The sequence below is a fragment of the Paenibacillus piri genome (genome assembly GCF_004354045.1).
GTDB lineage: Bacteria > Bacillota > Bacilli > Paenibacillales > NBRC-103111 > Paenibacillus_S > Paenibacillus_S piri.
On record NZ_SMRT01000002.1, the window covers coordinates 1 to 22,159 of the forward strand.

Annotated in this window: 21 protein-coding genes and 1 riboswitch; of the genes, 17 read left to right on the plus strand and 4 right to left on the minus strand. The window is 52.5% G+C overall.

Annotated features, from left to right (window positions below; genetic code table 11):
* Nucleotides 1–1,027: 1,027 nt before the first annotated feature.
* From E1757_RS04740 to E1757_RS04755, 4 genes are all read left to right on the plus strand, one after another.
* Nucleotides 1,028–2,776, plus strand: coding sequence for an ABC transporter ATP-binding protein (locus E1757_RS04740; RefSeq protein WP_133225712.1), 1,749 nt, complete (start codon nucleotides 1,028–1,030; stop codon nucleotides 2,774–2,776).
* A 58-nt stretch (nucleotides 2,777–2,834) separates the two neighbouring features.
* Nucleotides 2,835–4,985, plus strand: coding sequence for an ABC transporter ATP-binding protein (locus tag E1757_RS04745; protein WP_133225713.1), 2,151 nt, complete (start codon nucleotides 2,835–2,837; stop codon nucleotides 4,983–4,985).
* A gap of 222 nt (nucleotides 4,986–5,207) precedes the next feature.
* Nucleotides 5,208–5,705 carry a nucleoside-diphosphate kinase gene (gene ndk / locus E1757_RS04750; protein WP_133226560.1) on the plus strand — a complete coding sequence of 166 codons (498 nt, stop codon included), beginning with the start codon at nucleotides 5,208–5,210 and terminating at the stop codon, nucleotides 5,703–5,705.
* 104 nt (nucleotides 5,706–5,809) lie between these two features.
* Complete coding sequence (locus tag E1757_RS04755) at nucleotides 5,810–6,925, plus strand: aminopeptidase (protein WP_133225714.1); 1,116 nt, start codon at nucleotides 5,810–5,812, stop codon at nucleotides 6,923–6,925.
* Nucleotides 6,926–7,421: 496 nt separating this feature from the next.
* On the opposite strand, the gene E1757_RS04760 is transcribed toward E1757_RS04755, so the two are convergent.
* Nucleotides 7,422–8,291 (minus strand): helix-turn-helix transcriptional regulator, encoded by an 870-nt coding sequence (locus tag E1757_RS04760; RefSeq protein ID WP_133225715.1) that lies wholly within the window; start codon nucleotides 8,289–8,291, stop codon nucleotides 7,422–7,424.
* A 136-nt stretch (nucleotides 8,292–8,427) separates the two neighbouring features.
* Here E1757_RS04760 and E1757_RS04765 point away from each other — a divergent pair, with 136 nt between their 5' ends.
* A complete protein-coding gene (locus tag E1757_RS04765; protein ID WP_133225716.1) occupies nucleotides 8,428–9,714 on the plus strand; it encodes a Gfo/Idh/MocA family protein in 1,287 nt (428 codons plus the stop codon).
* A gap of 151 nt (nucleotides 9,715–9,865) precedes the next feature.
* The gene (locus tag E1757_RS04770; protein ID WP_133225717.1) at nucleotides 9,866–10,978 is read left to right on the plus strand and encodes an AbrB family transcriptional regulator; all 1,113 of its coding nucleotides are present in this window, start codon (nucleotides 9,866–9,868) and stop codon (nucleotides 10,976–10,978) included.
* A gap of 22 nt (nucleotides 10,979–11,000) precedes the next feature.
* On the opposite strand, the gene dapA is transcribed toward E1757_RS04770, so the two are convergent.
* Nucleotides 11,001–11,873, minus strand: a complete 873-nt coding sequence (dapA, locus tag E1757_RS04775) for a 4-hydroxy-tetrahydrodipicolinate synthase (RefSeq protein WP_133225718.1) — start codon at nucleotides 11,871–11,873, stop codon at nucleotides 11,001–11,003.
* A 131-nt stretch (nucleotides 11,874–12,004) separates the two neighbouring features.
* Here dapA and E1757_RS04780 point away from each other — a divergent pair, with 131 nt between their 5' ends.
* Complete coding sequence (locus E1757_RS04780) at nucleotides 12,005–12,886, plus strand: LysR family transcriptional regulator (protein ID WP_133225719.1); 882 nt, start codon at nucleotides 12,005–12,007, stop codon at nucleotides 12,884–12,886.
* A 159-nt stretch (nucleotides 12,887–13,045) separates the two neighbouring features.
* Here E1757_RS04780 and E1757_RS04785 read toward each other — a convergent pair whose 3' ends face one another.
* Nucleotides 13,046–15,475, minus strand: coding sequence for a bifunctional diguanylate cyclase/phosphodiesterase (locus tag E1757_RS04785; RefSeq protein WP_133225720.1), 2,430 nt, complete (start codon nucleotides 15,473–15,475; stop codon nucleotides 13,046–13,048).
* A 143-nt stretch (nucleotides 15,476–15,618) separates the two neighbouring features.
* A riboswitch (cyclic di-GMP riboswitch) is annotated at nucleotides 15,619–15,709 on the minus strand.
* 201 nt (nucleotides 15,710–15,910) lie between these two features.
* Nucleotides 15,911–16,288, minus strand: coding sequence for a PilZ domain-containing protein (locus E1757_RS04790; RefSeq protein ID WP_165971963.1), 378 nt, complete (start codon nucleotides 16,286–16,288; stop codon nucleotides 15,911–15,913).
* Nucleotides 16,289–16,511: 223 nt separating this feature from the next.
* On the opposite strand from E1757_RS04790, the gene E1757_RS35660 reads away from it, so the two are divergent.
* The 10 genes from E1757_RS35660 (at nucleotide 16,512) to E1757_RS04835 (ending at nucleotide 22,046) form a co-directional block, all read left to right on the plus strand.
* Entirely contained in the window at nucleotides 16,512–16,655 is a 144-nt protein-coding gene (locus tag E1757_RS35660; RefSeq protein ID WP_165971964.1) for a hypothetical protein, read from the plus strand.
* A gap of 13 nt (nucleotides 16,656–16,668) precedes the next feature.
* Nucleotides 16,669–17,175, plus strand: a complete 507-nt coding sequence (locus E1757_RS04795) for a GNAT family N-acetyltransferase (RefSeq protein ID WP_165971965.1) — start codon at nucleotides 16,669–16,671, stop codon at nucleotides 17,173–17,175.
* 32 nt (nucleotides 17,176–17,207) lie between these two features.
* The gene (locus tag E1757_RS04800) at nucleotides 17,208–17,912 is read left to right on the plus strand and encodes a DUF1361 domain-containing protein (protein ID WP_133225723.1); all 705 of its coding nucleotides are present in this window, start codon (nucleotides 17,208–17,210) and stop codon (nucleotides 17,910–17,912) included.
* Nucleotides 17,913–17,964: 52 nt separating this feature from the next.
* A complete protein-coding gene (locus E1757_RS04805; protein ID WP_133225724.1) occupies nucleotides 17,965–18,159 on the plus strand; it encodes a hypothetical protein in 195 nt (64 codons plus the stop codon).
* Nucleotides 18,156–18,656, plus strand: a complete 501-nt coding sequence (locus tag E1757_RS04810; protein WP_133225725.1) for an NUDIX domain-containing protein — start codon at nucleotides 18,156–18,158, stop codon at nucleotides 18,654–18,656. The genes E1757_RS04805 and E1757_RS04810 overlap by 4 nt, the downstream gene beginning before the upstream one ends.
* A 45-nt stretch (nucleotides 18,657–18,701) precedes the next feature.
* A complete protein-coding gene (locus tag E1757_RS04815) occupies nucleotides 18,702–19,268 on the plus strand; it encodes a GNAT family N-acetyltransferase (protein WP_133225726.1) in 567 nt (188 codons plus the stop codon).
* An 86-nt stretch (nucleotides 19,269–19,354) separates the two neighbouring features.
* Complete coding sequence (locus E1757_RS04820; protein ID WP_220446484.1) at nucleotides 19,355–19,651, plus strand: MazG nucleotide pyrophosphohydrolase domain-containing protein; 297 nt, start codon at nucleotides 19,355–19,357, stop codon at nucleotides 19,649–19,651.
* An 11-nt stretch (nucleotides 19,652–19,662) separates the two neighbouring features.
* On the plus strand, nucleotides 19,663–20,478 hold the full coding sequence (locus E1757_RS04825) for a phosphotransferase family protein (RefSeq protein WP_133225728.1): 816 nt from the start codon (nucleotides 19,663–19,665) through the stop codon (nucleotides 20,476–20,478).
* A gap of 192 nt (nucleotides 20,479–20,670) precedes the next feature.
* The gene (gene msrB / locus E1757_RS04830; protein WP_133225729.1) at nucleotides 20,671–21,654 is read left to right on the plus strand and encodes a peptide-methionine (R)-S-oxide reductase MsrB; all 984 of its coding nucleotides are present in this window, start codon (nucleotides 20,671–20,673) and stop codon (nucleotides 21,652–21,654) included.
* Nucleotides 21,655–21,767: 113 nt separating this feature from the next.
* Entirely contained in the window at nucleotides 21,768–22,046 is a 279-nt protein-coding gene (locus E1757_RS04835; RefSeq protein WP_133225730.1) for a YciI family protein, read from the plus strand.
* Nucleotides 22,047–22,159: the final 113 nt, after the last annotated feature.

A 22,159-nucleotide genomic window follows, 5' to 3' on the forward strand; every position in this document is an offset into this window, starting at 1 on the left:
ATAACAAACTTGAAGTTGCCCCGGTTCTCCCAGCTGTTTCATTAATTTTCTCACAGCTGCCTCCGTGTTAGTAATCGTACCCCAAAAACGCGGCGCCTCCCTACCCTCATCCGCAATGGCAACAGCAATTGTTTCCTTCGAAACGTCTAAACCTACGTATTTTGTGTTAAGCTTCATAATGTTGACTCCTCCTTTTGCATTGTAGCTCTGCTTTGGTTTTCCCTAAAACAATTATTTCCAAAGTAACCTACGTTGTTGCAAATTCGGGGAGTCGACCTTCGTTCATGATAACTTGCAATGATAGAAAGGTTCAGCTCCGCTGAAAACTTATACTTTCTATCATTTAAAAAATAAACGGCGGCCGGTCAGCGACGACTACGGCGGCCGTTTTCGCGCTTGGGGACGGCGGTGGAGCACCTGGCGGCACTGCGCATTCGTATGGGATTTTGCAGCTGCAGGCGGCGCCGCTTCGTACCGGGATGAATGGGGCTGAATCGCGAATCGGAATGAACTTCTATACTCAAAGTTTCCTTTCCTTTTGCCGGGCGATTCTGGTAGTGTGAAAGCAGGCGGAATGAGGCGAAAGCAGCACATGGGGTACCATTTATGGGCAAAAATGTATTGACATGGGTGGCATAGTCGTGATACCTTACGACATATACTTAACATCTGAAGGGAGGGATTTGCATTATGTTCGCTGCTGAAATGGACCATCCGGTCGCTCACCATTTGGGTTTTGGCCAACATAAGGCGACCTTTCGCTTCGGTAAGTGGAGATGCTGACGTTTTATTGTAAAACGTCCCCATCCAAACCATGAAGCATAGCGCAGGTCGCGGTTCATACGCGGCGGCGCTTTTATATTCCCGTAAAAAGGAAAAGCACACAGCTGACCCGTTGGCCGTGTGCTTTTTTGCAGTTGAATACAAAGTATTTTTTTATACTTTGCTTCGCACAACCTTGATAAACGCGCTCGTCCTCGAAGGGCGGCGAAGCCGTTTATCCTTGTATAGAGAGGAGATGGGATGAATGTTTTCGGTATTAGTCAAGCTGGGCTGGTTTTTCCGATTGGAATGGAAACGATATGCGATTGCGATTCCGCTGCTTGTCATTGCGGGACTGATCGAGATCGTGCCGCCCAAAATTGTAGGTGATATGATCGACCGGATTCGCCAGGGCACGCTCAACTGGACGCTGGTAACACAAACGCTGCTTTTGCTCGGAGGACTCGCTATCATCATATATGTAATCACCTATATTTGGATGTACCGTTTATTTGGCGGCGCATTTGTAGTGGAGCGGCTGCTGAGGTCGCGGCTGATGCGCCATTTTTTGCGGATGACGCCGACGTTTTACGAGAAAAACCGGACCGGCGATTTAATGGCGAGAGCGACCAACGATCTGAAGGATGTATCGATGACGGCCGGTTTCGGGATTTTGACGCTGATCGACTCCACGGTATGGATGATGACGCTAATCGGCGTTATGACGCTCCTGGTCTCTTGGAAGCTGACGCTGGCTGCGGTGCTGCCGCTGCCGGTCATGGCGGTTATGATGCAGATTTACGGGGGAAGGATTCACCGTCGGTTTAAAGCGGCGCAGGATGCATTCGGCGCAATGAACGACGGCGTGCTGGAGACCATCTCCGGAACGCGTGTCATCCGCGCGTTTGTGCAAGAGCGTGCGGCTGAGCGCAGCTTCGGTCAAGTCACTGCGGATGTGCTCGGCAAAAATATCGCAGTCGCCCGGATCGATGCGCTGTTCGAGCCGACCGTCAAGCTGATTGTCGGCGCCAGCTATCTGATCGGACTTGTGTATGGCGCATATCTCGTTTTCCATAACGAGCTGACAGTCGGAGGACTCGTTACGTTTAACGTTTATTTAGGGATGCTGATTTGGCCGATGTTTGCGGTCGGCGAGCTTATCAACATCATGCAGCGGGGCAACGCGTCGCTTGACCGTGTTAATGAAACGCTGTCTTATCCGGCTGATGTGGAAGAAGCGGCCAATCCTATTCGAGTTGCGGAGCCCGGGACCGTCGAGTTCAATCAAGTATCGTTCCGTTACCCGGTCTCGGAGCAGGATAACCTTATCGGGCTGAACATCCGCCTGCTGCGCGGCCAGACGCTCGGCATTGTCGGGCGCACCGGGAGCGGTAAAACGACGCTGATCAAGCAGCTGCTGCGGGAATATCCGAAAGGAAAAGGAAATCTCTCGATTTCCGGGCAACCGCTCGAAGACATTGCATTCGACGATTTGAAAGGCTGGATCGGTTATGTGCCGCAAACGCCGTTCTTATTTTCCAGAACGGTCCGTGAAAATATATTGTTCGCCAAAGGCGAGCCGGCCGCGGATCAATTGGAAGAAGCGATCGAATGCGCGGCTTTCAAGAAGGATCTTGAGTTTTTGCCGCAGGGGATGGAAACGCTTGTGGGCGAAAAAGGCGTAGCGCTGTCGGGCGGCCAAAAGCAGCGGGTGTCGATTGCCCGCGCGCTGCTGGCGGATCCGCAGCTGCTCATTCTCGACGATGCGCTGTCGGCGGTCGATGCCAAGACCGAAGCCGAAATCATCGCCAATATCCGGCGTTCGCGGGCCGGCAAGACGACGCTGATCGTCACGCACCGGCTATCGGCGGTACAGCATGCCGAGCATATTGTCGTGATGGATGAAGGGCGTATCGTCGAGGAGGGCGTACACGACGAGCTGCTCGAGCTGGGCGGCTGGTACCGCGACCAATGGGACCGGCAGCAGGCCGAAGCTACGCTGGAAGGCGCTTGAAGCAGCCGATTTAAGCGAAGCCTTGTCACTTGCAAGAGGAAAGGTGGAGAACTCATCTATGAATGAAAACATGGATATGGAAATTGACCGCGAGGCGGTGCGGCGCGCGCGCCCGGGTTATAAACTGTGGCGCTATGCGCTCTTATATAAAAAGACGATCGCCTTGGCGCTGCTCATGCTCGCTGTCGCGATCGGAACGGAGCTGAGCGGCCCGTTCATCGCCAAACGAATTATTGACGATCACATTTCGGGGATCGAGCGGCCCTGGTATCAGACTGCTCCCGGTTCTGCCGGGAGCATCGCCTACAACGGCGCGTCCTGGCAGAGGGGCGACCGGATGCCGGAGGCCGAGCGCCAGGCGGAGGCGCGTGTGCTTCAGGCGGGAGGCGAATTCGTATTTGTGCCTGGAGGCATCAGGGAGGACGGTGAACGGTCCGTTGCGAAGGAAGCCGACGGCAGCGCCGTGCTAACGATTGCCAAAAACGGCGCGGTATCACAGTATAAGGCGCAGCTGCTCACAGCGGAGCAATGGCTTGCTTTTTACAAGCCGGAATTTGCGGGCATATGGCGGTTATCGCTCATTTTCGTCGTGCTGACAGCCGTTTCCGCCTTGTTCAGTTATGGACAGAAGTATTGGCTTCAGGCATCGGCCAACCGGATTATTCAAAGGATGCGGGACGATATATTCGCCCACATCAACCGTCTGCCGATCCGATATTTTGACAATTTACCGGCAGGCAAGGTCGTCTCGCGGATTACGAACGATACGGAAGCGATCAAAGATTTGTATGTAACGGTGCTGGCCAACTTTTTTTCCGGGACGCTGTACATTGTCGCCATTCTCGGCGCGATGTATTTGCTCGACGAACGGCTTGCGTTGATCTGCATGGTGATTATACCGATATTAACCGTCTGGATAATCGTCTACCGGAAATTTGCGGCGAATTATAACCGGGTCATTCGTTCGACGCTTTCCGAAATGAACGGGATGATTAACGAATCGATCCAGGGAATGCCGATCATCCAGTCGTTCCGCAGGGAGAAGAAGCAGGAGGCGGAGTTCGAGGCATTCAATCGGCGGTACTTCGATTACCGCAATAAGATGCTGAATTTGAACTCGTTGACCTCGCATAATCTGGTCGGCGTTTTCCGGAATATCGCCTTCGTCGCGCTGATCTGGTATTTTTCAGGCGTATCGCTCGGAAGCGTGGCCGGCGGCGTATCGCTCGGCGTACTTTATGCGTTCGTCGATCTGTTGAACCGGATGTTTCAGCCGATCGTCAACATCGTCAACCAGCTGCCGAATATGGAGCAGGCATTTGTCAGTGCGGAGCGCGTCTTTGTACTGATGAACGAGGACGGCGAGGATGTGTCCGACATATCGATGCCGCGCTACAAAGGAAACGTCGTGTTCGACAACGTCTGGTTTTCATACAAGGAAGGCGAGCCTGTGCTGAAAGGAATATCGTTTGCGGCGAAGCAGGGACAGACGGTTGCTCTGATCGGTCATACCGGCTCGGGCAAGAGCTCGATCTTAAACCTGCTGTTCCGCTTCTATGACGTCGATTCGGGGAGCATTACGATTGACGGCATGGAGATACGGGAGCTGCCGCGTCAAACGCTGCGCAGCCATATGGGCATCGTGCTGCAGGATCCGTTTCTTTTTACCGGGACGATCGGATCCAACGTATCGCTCGACAATCCCGCAATTTCGGAGGAGCGTATAGCCAAAGCGCTGCAGGACGTCGGCGCGGACCGTCTGCTCGCACATCTGCCGCAGGGTATCCATGAGCCGGTTATCGAGAAGGGCAGCACGCTGTCAGCCGGTCAGCGCCAGATGATTTCATTCGCGCGGGCGCTCGCATTTGATCCGGCGATTCTCATCCTGGACGAAGCGACCTCGAATATCGATACCGAGACGGAGGCGGTCATCCAGGAAGCGCTGGAGGTCGTCAAGAAAGGGCGCACAACGTTCGTTATCGCCCATCGTTTGTCGACGATCAAGAACGCCGACCTGATTCTCGTCCTGGACCGCGGGGAAATTATGGAGCGCGGCACGCATGACGAATTGATGGCGGCCGGCGGCATGTACTATCAAATGTATGAGCTGCAGCAAGGCATAAGAAGCCCGGGACCCGCCGCAGGCTCAAGCATCCGAGGCTCGGGCGTCACAGGCACAAGCGCCGCCTCTCCGGCGGGCGCGGTATAATTTGAGGCAAGTATCGGCACTCCTTTCACATGGAGAGTAAAACATGCGGTTTAGGGCAATACTGGAATGCTACCGGAACCGGAAGGTCCGGTGAATTGACAGCTGAGAGGGTGGCATCGTTATTAATCGGCGCCAGCATCGGATGAATGATAATGATCCGCCTGCGAAGCGTGCATGGATTCACCGGACTTCCTAAACAACATGGAAATGGAGTGCAGCATGATGGAAAAAACGTTTTTGATGCTGAAGCCCGATGCGGTACAGCGCAAAATGATCGGCAGACTGGTGCAGCGGTTTGAGGATAAAGGCTTTGAGCTGCTCGGCGCCAAGCTGACGCGAATGACGATGAAGCAGGCTGAAATTCATTATGCGGAGCATGCGGGAAAGCCTTTCTACGGGGAGTTGATCGATTTTATTACTTCCGGGCCCGTCTTTGCGATGGTCTGGCAGGGGGAGCAGGCGATTGCGATGTCGCGAACGATGATGGGGAAGACGAACCCGCTTGAGGCTGCGCCCGGCACGATTCGCGGCGATTATGCAACGGACAAGGGCTTGAATGTGATTCATGGCTCCGATTCGCCGGAAAGCGCGGAGCGGGAAATTGCGAATATGTTCGAACCCGGTGAGCTGCTGCCGTCGGGACCACCGATCGCGAGTCGGTCGAACGGGCTGCATATCGATGCGTCCGGAAACATTCAGCTGCAGCACCCTCCTTCCTGAGGGTGATTTTTTTTGCCTATTTGAAGTTTTGAATAAAATTGGTTACATTGAATAAAGGCAATATTAGCCAATACGAGCAATTCGAATAAAGGAGCGATGTCGAGATGAGAGATCCGCGGCTTCAAGTTTTAGCCCATAATTTGATCCGTTATTCCGTCAACTTGCAGCCTGGTGAAAATGTTCTGATCGAAATGATCGGACTGCCTGATCAGGAGTTGACCAAATGCTTGATCGAGGAAGCCTATGCGGCCGGCGGGAACCCTTTCATCGAGCTGCGCAGCCCTGCCGTTACCCGCAGCCTCATGCTGGGCGGGAAGCAGGAGCAGTACCATACGCTCATGGAGCTGGAGCTTCAGCGCATGAAGCGAATGCAGGCTTATATTGCGGTTCGCAGCGGTGACAACATCACGGAAACATCCGATGTTCCGGAAGAGCAGATGAAGCTGTATGTAAAGGAATATCAGCGGCCGGTCACGGACCAGCGGGTCAATCATACCAAATGGTGCGTATTGCGTTACCCGAACCCGTCCATGGCGCAGCTGGCCAATACGAGCACCGAGGCGTTCGAAGATTTTTATTTCCGAGTATGCAATCTCGATTACGGCAAAATGGCGTCGGCGATGGATTCGCTCGTCGCGCTTATGAACCGTACGAACAAGGTGCGTCTTGTATCGCCAGGCACCGATCTGACGTTTTCGATTAAAGGGATTCCGTCCATTCCTTGTGCGGGCGAGCATAATATTCCGGACGGCGAGGTGTTCACGGCCCCAGTCAAGGATTCGGTCAACGGAATCATCACCTACAACACGCCGACGATTTATACGGGCACTTCTTTTGAAAATGTGATGCTGCGCTTTGAACACGGTAAAATTGTCGAGGCAAAAAGCAACAATACGAAGCGGCTGAACGAAATTTTGAATACGGATGACGGCGCCCGCTATATCGGGGAATTCGCAATCGGCGTGAACCCGCATATCCAACTGCCGATGAAAGATATTTTGTTCGATGAAAAGATCGACGGCAGCATTCATTTCACGCCGGGCAACGCTTATGAAGATGCGGACAACGGCAACCGCTCCTCGGTGCATTGGGATATGGTGCTCATTCAACGGCCGGAATTCGGGGGCGGGGAAATGTATTTCGACGATGTGCTCGTTCGCAAGAACGGCCGGTTCGTAATTCCGGAGCTGGAGCGGCTGAACCCCGAGCATCTGGTGTAGTTCGAATAGCGGAGCGGCTTCAGAGCGCCTTTGGATGTGAAGGTTGTGTAGAGCCATGTACCCGGTATACGACAAAGGGGTGCATGGTTATGAATACCGGATCGAAGACCGTGCAGTAAAGAAAGAGGTAGAAGTAAAGCAGAAGGTAGAACATAAAGGAAATGGGTATGGGGTGGAAAAGCGATAGCGGTCGCCTTTGAAATCGTGTCAATACCGCTACATACATTCAATGGGACACGATTTCAACAGCGATTGGAACCCCATACCCATTTCCCTCCCAACGCACCAACGTATGGTTAGAACCAAGGACCGTCAGGATGATCTTCCCTGACGGTTTTTCTTAGCTTTGTACAACTTTGACAAACGCGCACGTCCTCAAAGGACGACGCAGCCGTTTATGCTTGCACAGGGCCCTTCAGGCTGGATATACCTGTTCGAAGGGCCCTGACTTTCAAAGGCGCAGAAGCCTTTTATCCTGAGTCTTGCCGCAGCCAGCCTACGAAAGATTGAGCTTGCGATATTTCAGCGGCGACATGCCGCACAGCGATTTGAATATGCGCCCGAAATGGGTGCTGCTTTCAAAGCCGACCTTCTCCGTAATTTCCGTAACCGAGCTGCGGGTTGACTTCAGCAGCTGCTGGGCTTCCTGAATGCGCAGCTGGTTCACATATTCCACTACGGTAAAGCCGGTAACCTCTTTATAAATGCGGCATAAATAATATGGGCTTATATGAAAATGATCCGCCAACGACTTCAGCGACAGCGGCTCGCGGAAATGGTTGTTGATGTGGACCACCATATCGGACACTTTCCGGTGCAGGGTGGTCGGATGCTCGATCGTCTTGCTTCTCAGGTCCATTTGGCGCACATGCCGGTGAATGAGCAGCAGCAGCTCTCCAAGCAGCAGTCTGGCATATCCCTCCGCATCCGGTTCTCCCTGGCGCTGCTCCCGCAGCATTTTATCCATGATCGATTCCACGGTAATCAATTCCCGGGAGTCCGGATGCAGCACCGGTCCATCCTCGAACGCCTGCAGCAAATCAACCGCGACGACCCGGTTCACGCCGTCCACGAACGACTCCTTAAAGTTGATCAAAATCCGCTCGTGATGCGGCGAGCCGGACTCCGTCGTTTTATGCAGCACATTGGGCGGGATCAGCACGAGATCGCCTCTTTTGACATGGTAGGAACGGTCTTTTATGAAATAAAACCGTTCTCCCGAACGCATATAATAAATTTCATAGGAATCGTGCGAATGATTTTGCGTCATATTGAACGAATCGGTCCGGATGGAATGATTCAAATGAAATGGTTCCCGGTCGAAGGCGAACGGGTAGTTCGCGTCGCATTGCTGATTGTCTTTCATGAGCTAAGCCTCCGTATTCCATGCAAATATTGACCGCAAGAAAAGTAGAAAAAACACAAATTAAGCAAATAAAGTGCTGTTATTGATTTTATATTGCGCTATAATCACAATACCATAGACAAGGGAGGAAGAATAGATGTCAACGCGTAAAAAATATGCGGTTGTCGGAACGGGCGGCCGTGCCGGATTTTTTTATAACGCCATTGCGCGGGATTTCAAGGAGACTTCGGAGCTCGTCGCTTTTTGCGATGTGAACCAGACCCGCATGAACGTAGCCAACAAAAAGGTGGGGGCTTTCGACGTCGGTCCGCTGCCGACCTATAAATCGGAACATTTCGACCGGATGATCGAGGAGACCAAGCCGGATTTCGTAATTGTGACTACCGTCGACCGGACGCACCATACGTATATTATCCGGGCGATGGAGCTAGGCTGCGATGTCATTTCCGAGAAGCCGATGACGGTGGATGAAGTGAAATGCCAGCAAATATTGGATGCTGTCAAAAGAACGGGCCGCCAGCTGCGCGTCACGTTCAACTACCGCTATTCGCCGCATAATACGAAAATCCGCGAGCTGATCGCAGACGGCGTGATCGGCGATGTCAATTCCGTTCACTTTGAGTGGCTGCTGAATACGAAGCACGGCGCGGATTATTTCCGCCGCTGGCACCGCGACAAACGCAACAGCGGCGGCCTGCTGGTCCATAAATCGACGCATCATTTCGATCTCGTGAACTTTTGGCTGGGCACGCAGCCGGCAACGGTTTTCGCCCTTGGCGATCTGATGTTCTACGGCCGGGAAAATGCCGAAAAACGCGGCGAAACGAAGTTTTACTCCCGCGCTCACGGCAGCGAATATGCGAAGAACGATCCGTTCGCGCTGCATCTGGAAGAAAACGACCAGCTTAAAGCGATGTATCTGGATGCTGAACACGAAGACGGCTATTACCGCGATCAGAGCGTATTCGGCGATGGGATCAACATTGAGGATACGATGGGCGTCATGGTTAAATACCGCAGCAATGCGATTTTGACGTATAACTTGTACGCATATGCCCCTTGGGAAGGCTTCCGCGTCTCCTTCAACGGCACGAAGGGCCGCATCGAGATGAATGTGGTCGAGCAATCTTACGTCAATTCAGGCGGGGAGCAAGGACTGGAGGGAGCGGTCGTCGGTAAAAAAATTATCGTGCATCCATTGTTCGACAAGCCGTACGAGGTGGAAGTCGAAGAGAGCGCAGGCGGCCATGGCGGCGGCGATCCGGTGCTGTTGAACGATCTGTTCGGTGAACGCACGCCGGACCGGTTCAACCGTGCGGCATCCCATGTGGACGGCGCGATGTCGATTCTTACGGGCATCGCCGGCAACCGTTCGCTCCGAACCGGACAAGCGGTACAGGTAGCCGAACTGGTGAAATTTTAATATTGCCGGGCTCGACAGGCGATGAAAGCAAAGCCGCGCAGCGACGTTAATCGCTGTGCGGCTTTAATTTTTGGCTGAACTTGCAGGAAGCATTTGCTATAATGAACAAATGAGCTTGATACGGCTGTTTTTAAAGAAAAGGGGGACGTTCATGATACGCTTGCTGGAAACTGTCCTCGTTACATTTATCGGCGGGCTGTTGTTTACGCTGCTGCATGTGCCGCTCAGCTGGATGCTTGGGCCGTTGACGGCCGTTCTGCTGTGGACCGCTTTTACAAAACGGAGCCTGACCTGGCCGGTATGGCTGCGCAACGGCGGATTGCTGCTGCTCGGCTACAGCATGGGGCTCTCGTTTACGTTGACGAGCGCGCGGCAAATATCGTCACAGCTGCCGTCGATGCTGATCGCCACGCTGCTGACCGTTGCGTTCAGTATCGCCGTTGCCGTCATTACATCCCGACAAACCGGCGTCAATGCGGCAAGCAGCGTGATCGGCAGCATTCCCGGCGGCTTATCTCAGATGATTGTGCTGAGCGAAGAAATTGAAGGTGCGGATGCGGCGGTAGTCGCGTTTATGCAGACGATACGGCTGCTGCTGGTCGTATTTGTCATTCCGTTTGTAGCCGTTCACGGACTGGCGAGCGGGGCAGGTGTCGGTATCGGGGCAGGCAGCCCGGCAGCACCCGGGAGTACGGATACGCTGCTCGAGGCCGTGACGCTTTGGGCGGCGGCGATGCTATCACGGCCGGTTATCGCCTTTATGCTCATCCTGGGGATAGCCGCGGCCTGCTGGATTTCGGTGAAGCTGCGTTTCCCGACACCGTATTTTCTCGGGCCGATTTTGGCGGCCGCCGCGTTCACCGTCTCCGGCCTCGAGCCACCGCATTTGCCTTCTCTATTCGTACTGGCAGCCCAATGGAGCCTGGGCATTTATATGGGGCTCGGAATCAAGCTGAGCAGCCTCGGCAATTGGAAGCGGCTGCTGCCTTATACGCTATTCGGCAATATAGCCGTGCTTGCCTTTTCGCTTGCGCTGTCCTACGGCTTCAGCCTGGTCCTCCCGATGTCGCTGCTGACGGCGTTTCTAGGCATGTCTCCCGGCGGAATGACCGAGATGGGGGTTACCGCATCGCTGGTCGGCGCCGACGTTTCGCTGGTCGTCGCTTATCAAATGTTTCGGATTTTGTTTATTTTATTCGTTATCCCTTACGCGCTGCGCTGGGGCTTCCGCCGTTCGCGCGGAAATGCGACGCCTACCCGTTAACTGCGGTTCGGGCAGCGGCGATTCAAACATATGAGCTCAACTGCTCCTGCAGCGGCAGACCGATCCGGCTCATCGGCAGGCGCAGCTCGCCGGACGCGATCGTCTGCCGCTGTGCCAGCAGCCATTTGAGCGGAGCAGGATTCGGTTCGGAAAACAGCAGCCGAACGATCGGGAGCAGCCGGTCAAACAGCCGCTTGGCTTCCACGGTTCGTCCCTGCGCAAAATATTCGTACACCTGCACCAGCGTCCGTGCATCCGCATTGGCGGCCGCCAGCATCCCCCCTTGAGCTCCGCAGCTGAGCGATGCGTAAAACAGCTCATCGTCTCCGCACAAAACCGGCTTGGTTCCCAGACGCGAAAGTTCGGAAACCAGCTTTACCGATCCCGTGCTGTCCTTGAGGCCGATCACATGATCCATCTCCAATATGGTACGAACCGTATTTAATTCAAGAGCAACACCTGTCCGATGAGGGATATCATACATAATGACGGGAAGTCCCGCGTCCCCCGTCCGGCGAAAATGCTCGATGATTCCAAGCTGCGACGGACGGCTGTAATAAGGTACGACGACAAGCGCGGCATCGGCGCCGTGAAGCCCGGCTTGTTCGGTTTTGCGGACGGTGGAGAACGTGCTGTTGGTCCCCGTGCCGGCAATAACCGGTACCCAGCCGGCGGTCTGGGCCGCTTTGCGTGCTGCAGCAATCAGCGCTGCCCATTCGTCGGGTTCCACGGTCGGCGATTCGCCGGTCGTACCGTTAACGACGAGGCCCGCGATTCCCTCTCCAATGAGCTTGCGGGCAAGCTGGTCGAACGATTCCAGATCAAGCTCTCCATTGCAGGCAAACGGTGTAACGATCGGAACGAAAATGCCGTGAAGCTGTTCCGCTGTCAACATATCAACCAACTCCATTCCTTGATGATGTAGAAATACTGTAGCATGGATTTAATCATCGGTGTTAGCTATAATAATTGATGATTCGCATCAATATTATTGATAGTATGCTTTAATTTGGAAAGGATGAGAGCATGGATTTAACTTACTTCCGCACATTTCGCGAGGTCGCGAGGAGACGGAGCTTTACCCGTGCCGGCGAGGAGCTTGGCTATGCCCAATCGAGCGTAACGACGCAAATGCAGAAGCTGGAGCGAGAATACGGCGTGCAGCTGTTTGAGCGGTACGGGCGGCAGCTTCGGCTGACTCCTCCGGGCGAGGAGCTGCTGAAGTTCGCCGTTCAAATGCTGGATGTATACGATCAATCCAAGGAACGAATCGCCAATCAATTAGGCGGGACGCTGACAATCGGAACGATCGATTCGTTAGCCGCCTATTATTTGCCGCCTTTTTTACAGCAGCTGAAGCGGCGGCTGCCTGATTTATCGGTCCAGTTATTTCCGGAAGCCGAAGCTGCGCTGACTGAAAAAGTAAGGGAGGGTGAATTCGATATCGGACTGCTGCTGGACACTTATCCGGCCGATCCGGCGCTTCATTGTATCCGGATTCGCGAAGAACAGCTCATATTGATCGCACCTCCGCATCATTCTTTGGCGCAATTGGACATCGTCGGGCTGCAAGCATTGAAAAACACGGAGCTGATTGTTACGGAGGAAAGCTGCGTATACCGGGGGACATTCGAAAAGCTGCTGAAAGACAACGGCATCCCGTTTCAGATCGGTTTCGAATTGGGAAGCCTGGAAGCGATCAAGCAGTGCGTGGCCAACGGTCTCGGCATTGCGCTCCTCCCGCAAATCGCCGCATTGCAGGAAGTAAGGCAAGGGACGGTGGTGCGTCTGCCTTTCAGTCATGAGGCGTTGCGTTTGGAACTGCAGCTGGTCGTCCATCCGAAGAAGTGGATGTCGCAGGCGCTTGTCGCTTTTATCGGCTTGCTTGGAGGTTCTGCGAATAATTAGCAGATCGGGCGGAATTGTTCATAAGCCGCTCAACGCTTGGTCCTTGCCTTTGGACCGGCACTATGCCCCGCCTGCGCAGCGGCATGGATTCACAGGCTTGGAGCCGACAGGAAAGAGACGCCGCACGCTAACGTCGACGGCGCCGATCAATGGAACGATTTAACGGGCAAGACTGCCGGCGGCGGCTTCCGCATGGATAACATAGCGGTCCGTAAATTTGTCGGCGGTCAATGGAGCGCAAAGCAAGTATCCCTGCGCCTGGTCGCAGCCAATACTTTTCAGGCAAGCGAGCTGTTGATCCGTTTCTACGCCTTCGGCGACCACATTCAGCTTCAAGCTGCGCGCCATTGCAACGATGGCTTCGATGATGGAGCTGTCGGAAGGACATGCGCTGATCCCGCGCACGAACGATTTATCGATTTTCAGCGTATGGACCGGGAACTTGTGCAGGTAGCTTATAGAGGAATAGCCGGTTCCGAAATCGTCGATGGCGATGCGGACTCCTGCCTGCTTCAACGACTGCAGCATTTCGACCATTCCGCTGCTTTTCGTCATTTCGGCGTTTTCCGTAATTTCAAGCTCCAAGTATTTGGCTTCCAGGCCGGTTGTCTCTAAAATGTTCAAAATCGACGGAACCAACGGCTCCTGGTGCAGCTGAATCGCTGAAAGATTAACGGCGATAGACATAGGCTCGAGTCCCGCATCATGCCAGCTCTTCATTTGCGCACAGGCGGTTTGCAGCACCCATTCGCCAACGGCCGCGATAAGGCCGGCTTCCTCCGCGACGGGAATAAACTGTGCGGGCGGGACGATCCCGATCCTGCTGCTGTTCCACCTTATCAGCGCTTCGACTCCGACCATGCTGCCGCTGTCCAATTGGAACTTCGGCTGGTAAACGAGGTCGAGCTCCTTTTGTTCAACCGCTTGCCGCAGCAGCTGCTCGATGGCCAATTTTTGCGTATAGACGGTATTCATGGCCGATTCATAAAATTCGTATTTGTTTTGTCCCCGTTTTTTAGCTGCATACATCGCTTGATCTGCGTTTTTCAACAGCGTTTCAGGCTGCTCTCCGTCAGATGGATACAGTGCGATACCGATGCTGGTGGACACGTAAATATTCCTGTCGTCGATGCGGAAAGGAACCGCCAACCGGTCGATGATGCGCTCGGCTTGACCTGCTGCCGCTTCCCGGCTGCCGTGCGGAAATAAAATAACGAATTCATCGCCGCTCAATCTGGCAGCATGACTGCCTGCCTGCAAACATCCGGCAAGCAGCGCCGAAAACTTTTGCAGAACCTGATCTCCGGTCGGGTGGCCCAATGTATCGTTTATCAGCTTGAAGCGGTTAATATCGAGAAAAAGTATCGCCAATGGCTCTTCGCGCAGTCTGGCCTGCTGGAACAGATCGCGGAACAACTGATTGAACTGATTGCGGTTCGGCAATCCGGTCAAATGGTCGAAATAGGCAAGCTGCCGTATTAATCCCGCCGATTTCTTTTTCTCGGTCATATCCAGCAGACTTGCCGTATAAATCGTTTTCCCTTCGAACTGAAAGCCCGTAATCGTCACTTCCGCCGGAAATTGGCTCCGGTCGGACCGGTAGACTTCCAGCTCGATGCGCTTGCCGATAATGGAGACGTCTTGATTGGCCAGCAGCTGCTTGAGCGAGGCTGCCGTTGGACCGGCTTGCCCGTAAGGAAATAAAAAATCGACGATCGTACAGGCCATCGCTTTCTTGCGTGTGCAGCCAAAAGCCGCCTGAGCGGCAGGATTGAACTCGATAATGCGGCCTGACGAATCAAACATAAGCATGCTGTCGATCGCCGATTCCAGAATCGAAGCCTTCAGCGCAATTTGCTCCTCCAGCCGCCGGTCCGCCGACAATGAGCTGATCAAGCTGATGGCGAATATGATAATGGTACAGAAGCCGATATACACGGCCAGATCAACAAAGCCGTTATCCGTCGCCGCATCGGCTGCATGATGGACAACGGAACCGGGATACGTTATGACAGCGGCAGACATGCCCGTGTAATGCATGCCGGTTATGGCTGCCCCCATAATAAGGCCGCTGACCGCAATAATTTGCTTTGGCTTCAAAGCCAAATAAAGACCGGTAAACGATGCCAATATGGCAATGACGATAGATAATATAAACGGGACGGGCTCGTAACGGATCGTTACATTTTGCAAGGCGGACATTCCGATATAATGCATGCCGCTGATCGCCAAGCCCATAAACGTGCCGCCTACAATGATCCGAGGTTTTTTCAGACTCGGCCGGAATGTGACAAAAAAACCGAAGAGGGTGCCGACAATCGCTACCACAATGGAAACGATAACCGTATGCATGTCATAAAAGACGCCTTCGGGAAGCTGATAAGCCAGCATCGCAATAAAATGCATGGACCAAATGCCGATTCCGGTGACGAATGCGCTGCAAAGAATGCGCAGCTTGCGAAACCATCTGTCGGAGGAGGTCGGTACCTTTTGCACCAGATGCAGAGCTGTATAGGAGGCCAGCAGAGCGATAATGAACGACAGCAGTACGAGGTAAATATTATAACTATCCGTGATCGAGTGATGCATACTAGCACCTCTTCTCTGAATTAATGCATGGAGAAAGTTTCTTTGGCTGTGACCATGATCTCATTCAGATTATCGCTAAGCTGTTCAGGCATATACTTTCAAAAAATAAAAAAGCCATCCGAATAAAGGATGCCTCCCTTATACCCGGTAACCTGTCAACCATAGCGTGCCGTTAGGCAGCCTTAGGCCATGGCTTTGCGTCTCACCGTTTCCGATGATTTGCCTTTTTCAAGCAGTATGTATGAAGATTATAATACTTTAGTCCTATGCAACCTTAAATTATTATAGGACTCCTGAAAATGAGCGTCTATAGCAAAATAAACATGAAAATGTCAATTCCTGTCGCAATCGATAAAGATTCGTTTAGAGTCAAGGGTGAATCAATGAAGGTGGGACGGAGGGGGAAAAAGGAAGGAGAGCCGCCTTTATGCGGCGCTATAAAACTTCGATTTTTCGGCTGACCGCCAAATTCCGGATATCCAGCAGCATTTGCTCTTTTTCCGCCTCGGTCCAGTCCAATTGAATCCCGTAATAATATGAGGTTCCGTCCTGTTTTTGCCAGCGGATCGATCCCGGGAATTGTCTGATTTGGCCGTCTATTGCAAGATTGACAATCAGCTGGATCCGATTGTCCGACGCGTTCAAATTTAAATTCGTATATAGTTTGCAGCCCGATTTGCTTATATCGACGATTGCGGCTTCAGCCGGCTTGGCGGAAACGGCTTTTCCGTTAATATGAGTCATTTCGAATGTACATGCCGTTTTCGAGGAAAACATATAGCGGAACGGCTCTTTGCGTTTGCTTTTCATCATATTCGTCAAGTCTCCTTCTTGCGCAGTGCGATCCAACCATTCACCTATTAAGCTGTACCCTATAAGTATATAAACGAGAAGCGGGCGAGACAACCGGCTTGATTGAAGTTTTAGCGTATTTTGATTAATATTTGATTTTTTACCGGACAACCGGGATATATAGCGTTTGAAAATTACCCAACTGATCATCCAAAAGATTTGATATAATGGAAAACGATGGTTATTGTGTCAGCAATGCAGGCAAACGGTATATCCGTTATCGGAAGAGCCGCTGCATCGGCTGGTTCTGATTAAGAAGGGCCTCGAGCTCGTCTGGCAGGCGGTTGAGCAAGGAATATTGAAGGAGCAGGATGAAGCTGCGGATTGAAGGAGAATGCAGGATGATTATTTCCCAAATCGAGATGAACGATTATCCGGCCGTGCTTGCCCTGTTCAAGGCGGTCAAAACGGAGCTGGGCAAGCACAACAACGACCAATGGAAGTGGATTTATCCGAACCGGTTTACGCATAAGACCGACATCGGGAACGGGGCGATGTACGGGCTGAAGGAAGGCGGCGCTTTGCTGGCGGTTGTAACCGTGGATTCGCTGCAAAACAGGAAGTACGAGCATTTCCCGTGGAAAGACCGGTCGGGCCGCAGCGCCTGCATTCAGCGGCTGGCCGTTCATCCGCGAGAGCAGGGGCGGGGGTTGGGCAAGAAGCTGCTGCATTACGCCGAGCAGACGGCAATCAGCCAAGGATTTACAAGCATTCGAATCGAAGTGTATGAAACAAATGCTTCGGCGATCGCCTTATACGATAAAAACGGCTATGAGCACGTCGGCGAGGTTCGCTACCCGATGAGAAAATCGGCCTATATAACGATGGAAAAGCAGCTGAACGGATAATCATTGCGCGTCTGCGAACGAGGGGGCAGCACATGAAGGAATTGCAGCACACAAAGCTGACTTTGTTTCTGGTCGTTTTAACTTTGCTGAACGTTATCGTTTATGCGATATTCAGAAACAAGACGTATCTCGATTTTTTAATCTGGAATTTGTTTTTGTCCTGGCTGCCCTTTATATTTTCCGGATCGGTGCTAGCCGTACTTCGCCGCAAACCGTTCAAGCTGAAAACGGCGCTGCTCGTCTGTTTATGTGTCGCCTGGCTGCTGTTTTTTCCGAATGCCCCTTATGTTATAAGCGATTTTGTTCATGTGACGGTTTTAAAATCCAACTACCTCGAACGAGGAAGGCTTAATTTTAATTATTGGTACGATTTTTTGGTCATTTATTTATTTTCGTGGACCTGTCTCCTGCTTGGCGTCGTTTCGACTTACCAGCTTCATGGCGCGGCGAGGAAACGGTTCGGAAAAATCGCTGCCTGGCTGTTTGTCATGTTCGTTTCTTTTTTGGGCGGATACGGGGTTTTGCTAGGGCGAGAGTACAGGCTGAACAGCTGGGACGTCATTGCGAACGGTCATATCATCGCGTCAATTATTAAAACGAGCTTGTACGGCAGAGCCATTATATTTGGTCTGCTGTTCGGTCTTGTGATTAGTATTATTTATATCACCTTTTATTTTTTTATCAATGGCGCGAGCTTGCTGCAGCAACGGGAAACGGCCGAACAGGAAGAGACTTGAATGATTAAATGAAAGAAATGCGAGGGCCGGTTGGGCGTAGACGGCTTCTCGTTTGAAAGGCCAGCGTGACCGGCTGCTCGAAAGTCCGACGCTTGCAGAGGCGATCGCTAGCGGCTGGGAGCTGATCGGAGCTCATCCGATCCGGAGATCGGCAAAGCTGCATGTACCGGCGGATGAATCGCTTCGCACGGTTGTTCAATTGCTCAGAGACAAAAGAGGAAACGCAGAGGAGCGGATATACCGGTGAGGCTGAGACTGATGACGACAGCTTTTTTATTTAATGACGGCAAAGTGCTGATGATGAAAAAATCGAACAGCTCGCTGCATCATGAAACGTTTTGGAGCGGACTCGGCGGTCATATGGAGCCGGATGAGCTGAACGACCCGAAGCGGGCTTGCATACGGGAAATTTACGAGGAGTCCGGACTGGAGGAAGCCGATTTGGCGGACTTGCGGCTCCGTTACATTTTGCTGCGAAGGAAGGAGCATGAAATCAGACAGCAGTTCGTGTATATGGGACGGACGCTCCGCACCGATGCGGTAAGCTCGGAGGAAGGTGAGCTGTTCTGGATCGAGCGGGACGGGCTGCCTGCTTTGCGTCTGTCGCGCATCATCAGGTTTATGCTCGAGCATTCCGCGAAGCATCCTCACCAGGAGCAGGTTGCCGTCGGTACGATTTCGATGGATGATGGCCGGGAGCCCCGTATCCATTGGGCTGAGCTTAGGGACCCTATCGTGTTTTGACACGTTCAAACGGGTCTGTCGACCGAAATAAAGGGAGGGATACATATGGCCTATCATTATTGGCAGGGTAAATATGTCGTGCTAAGAGCCATGAAGGCATCGGATCAGTCATTATTCGAATCGTTTGACGATGAAATAGCGCGCAATGTGGATGCGATCTATTGGCCGCAGTCGGAGCGAAGAAGGTCGGACTGGCTCGAAGGCGAGCTTAAACCGCGGCAGGACGATACGTTCCGCTGGATTGCCGAAAACAGGCAGGGCGAGGTGGTCGGGACGATCGATACGTTTGCGTGCAGCAGAAGAAACGGTACGTTCAAATACGGAATCGCTCTGGCGCCGGAGCACCGGAATAAAGGATATGCCACAGAGATGATCGCGATGGTCATCCGCTATTATTTTTATGAAATGAACTATCAGAAAGTAACGCCTCATGTATACTCATTCAATCAGGCGTCCATCAAACTTCACGAGAAGATGGGCTTCCGCAAGGAAGGACAGTTGAGAAATATGGTGTATACCGACGGCGAATATTTTGATGAAATTCATTACGGGATGACCCGGGCTGATTTTGATGCGTTGTACGGAAGATCGGAATGGATAGGAAGCCCATGAATGTATAATCAATCGGGATGATATCGGACGATCTTCACGTGCTCTATTTTGGAAAAAGGATTTATTGTCGGGAAGGCGGGAAAGCGTTGAAGGAAGCGGTCACACTGCGCGGTTTGCAACAATATATCAAGCAAACGGATCATCATCCGGATCGAAAGCACCATTATTTTTATAAGCTGATCGAAGAAACCGGCGAATTATCTGAAGTGCTCCGCAAAAACCGGCGGCTGAAGGATACGGGTACGATCAAAGGGACAATCGAAGAGGAGCTGTACGATGTTTTATACTATGTCGCCGCATTGGCGAACGTCTACGATATCGATTTGGAGCAGTGCTTTGCATTAAAGGAAGAGATCAACAAGCGAAAATGGAAAAAAGAATAGCGGGGATGGCAATGAAAGGTTTAAAGCCAATCGGCCGCGGCCGAACCGCGGATATTTTCGAATACGGCGACGGCAAAATCATAAAGCTGTTTAAAGAAGGACTGCCGCAGCCGGTGATGGAGAACGAATATACGACGAGCGTATATATTCATTCCTTGGGCATACCGACGCCGGAGCCGTTCGAATTGCTGGAGGTGGACGGAAGAACGGGGATCGTATATGAACGCGCCAGCGGTCATACCATGCTGCGGATCATGATGGCCAAACCGTGGCAGATCAATCGTCAATCCAGACAGCTGGCCGAGCTGCATGCGCAAATTCATCGTCATACCGTCACTGCGATGCGGCAGCGTCAGAAAGATATGCTCGAGCAGCGCATCGCCGCGGCCTCGTTGTTGGATGCGGAGGAGAAGGAACAAATACTCGACATCCTGGACCGGCTGCCGGAAGGGAATCAGCTCTGTCACGGCGACTTTCACCCTGACAATATTATGGTGGGCGACAAATGCCGGATTCTCGATTGGATGACCGGCATGTCGGGCAATCCTGCCGGAGACGCCGCCCGTTCCGTCCTGCTGCTAAGTACCGGTTCGCTGCCTGGCGAAACGCCTAAGCTTATCGCCGCAATGATTGAACTAATGAGAAGGCGGTTAAAGGAAGTTTACCTGACTCATTATATACGAGTTTCCGGCATCGGCTCGGATGAAATCGAGCAATGGCTGCTTCCGGTAGCCGCGGCCCGCTTGGCCGAGTGGCTGCCTGACCACGAAAAGCAAGGCTTGACCGAGCTGATCCGGGCCAGACTTGCACAAATCCGGCGACCGTGATTGCATCGCTCCGGAATTCATACCGTTTGGTAATTTCGCCGAATCTTGATATGATAAAGAGGAGAATGAAGCGCCAACGCTTGCTTAAGTCTTTTTGCTTTCGACTTTTTATGCGGATTCCATAAGGGGAATCTTGCTCTGTTCGCGCAGCGGGCATTTATAGACCTGATTTTAGAAGCGGAGGGATGACGAATGAGCGAAAGCTCCGGGCATCGGCAGGATCGTTATGAGCTGGCAACGTTTGCCGGCGGTTGTTTTTGGTGCATGGTTTCACCTTTCGAGGAATTGCCGGGGATCGAAAAGGTCGTTTCCGGCTATACGGGAGGACATAAAGCAAATCCGACGTACGAGGAGGTTTGCTCGGAAACGACGGGGCATGCGGAGGCGGTTCAAATTACATTCGATCCGCAGCTGTTTCCATATGAGAAGCTGCTGGATATGTATTGGCGTCAGATCGACCCGACGGATGCGGGAGGCCAATTCCACGACCGGGGTCCGTCTTACCGTACGGCGATCTTTTACCATAGCGACGAGCAGAAGCGGCTGGCCGAAGCATCCAGGCGGGCGTTGGAGGAAAGCGGCCGCTTTGACAAGCCGATCGTGACCGAGATTACGGCTGCAGGCCCGTTTTACGAAGCGGAAGATTACCATCAAAACTATCATCACAAACAAACGCTGCGTTATAAAATGTATCGAAAAGGCTCCGGCCGCGACAATTTCATCGCCGCTCATTGGCATACGGAGAAGGATAAAGAACAGTTAAGGCACAAACTGACGCCGCTGCAATACGAGGTGACTCAGAACAATGCCACCGAGCCCCCGTTCCGCAACGAGTTCTGGGATCACCATGACGAAGGAATTTATGTCGATATCGTTTCCGGCGAGCCGTTATTCAGCTCGTTGGATAAGTTCGATTCAGGCTGCGGCTGGCCGAGCTTTACCAAACCGATCGAACAGGCGAACGTGAAGGATAAGCAGGATTACAGCCATTTCATGATCCGCACCGAAGTGCGCAGCAGAGAGGGCGATTCCCACCTGGGCCATGTGTTCAATGACGGTCCGGACCCAACGGGGTTGAGGTACTGCATCAATTCGGCGGCGCTGCGCTTTATCCCGAAGGAACAATTGGAGAAGGAAGGCTACGGCGCATATGCACGTTTGTTTAAAAAAGATTAACAGACAGGCGGAACTGTGCACAGAGCGTACGCGTCGATCCTAGCAGGATGGTCTTGACAAACAGGACGTACAGCGTATAATTAGCAGCAAAATCTTACATAGGAGGCATTCATATGAAATATTTTGCCTGTTTTCTGCCTATCATCAGCCCCGAGAAAAGCCAGCAGTTTCGCCCGCAGCATCTTGAATATTTGGAGAAGGGCCGCAACGAAGGCAAAATTTTTGCCAACGGCAAATTTGCCGACGGCTCCGGCGGATTAGTCATATACATTGCGGAATCGTCCGACGAGGTTGTGGAATTGGCGAGACAAGACCCTTATGTATCCAGCGGCGCAAGAGGCTACGAAATCCACGAATGGGAAATGGTGACGAAAGCTGTTATTCCCAAATAATACGAGTCCGATAGAAAAAGAAATAACCGGCAAACCCGGCACGAACCGTGCGCGGCGGCCGGTTTTTTTTGTTGTTTGCCAATCTTTTTTTAAAATTGAGCTTTTCCATTTAT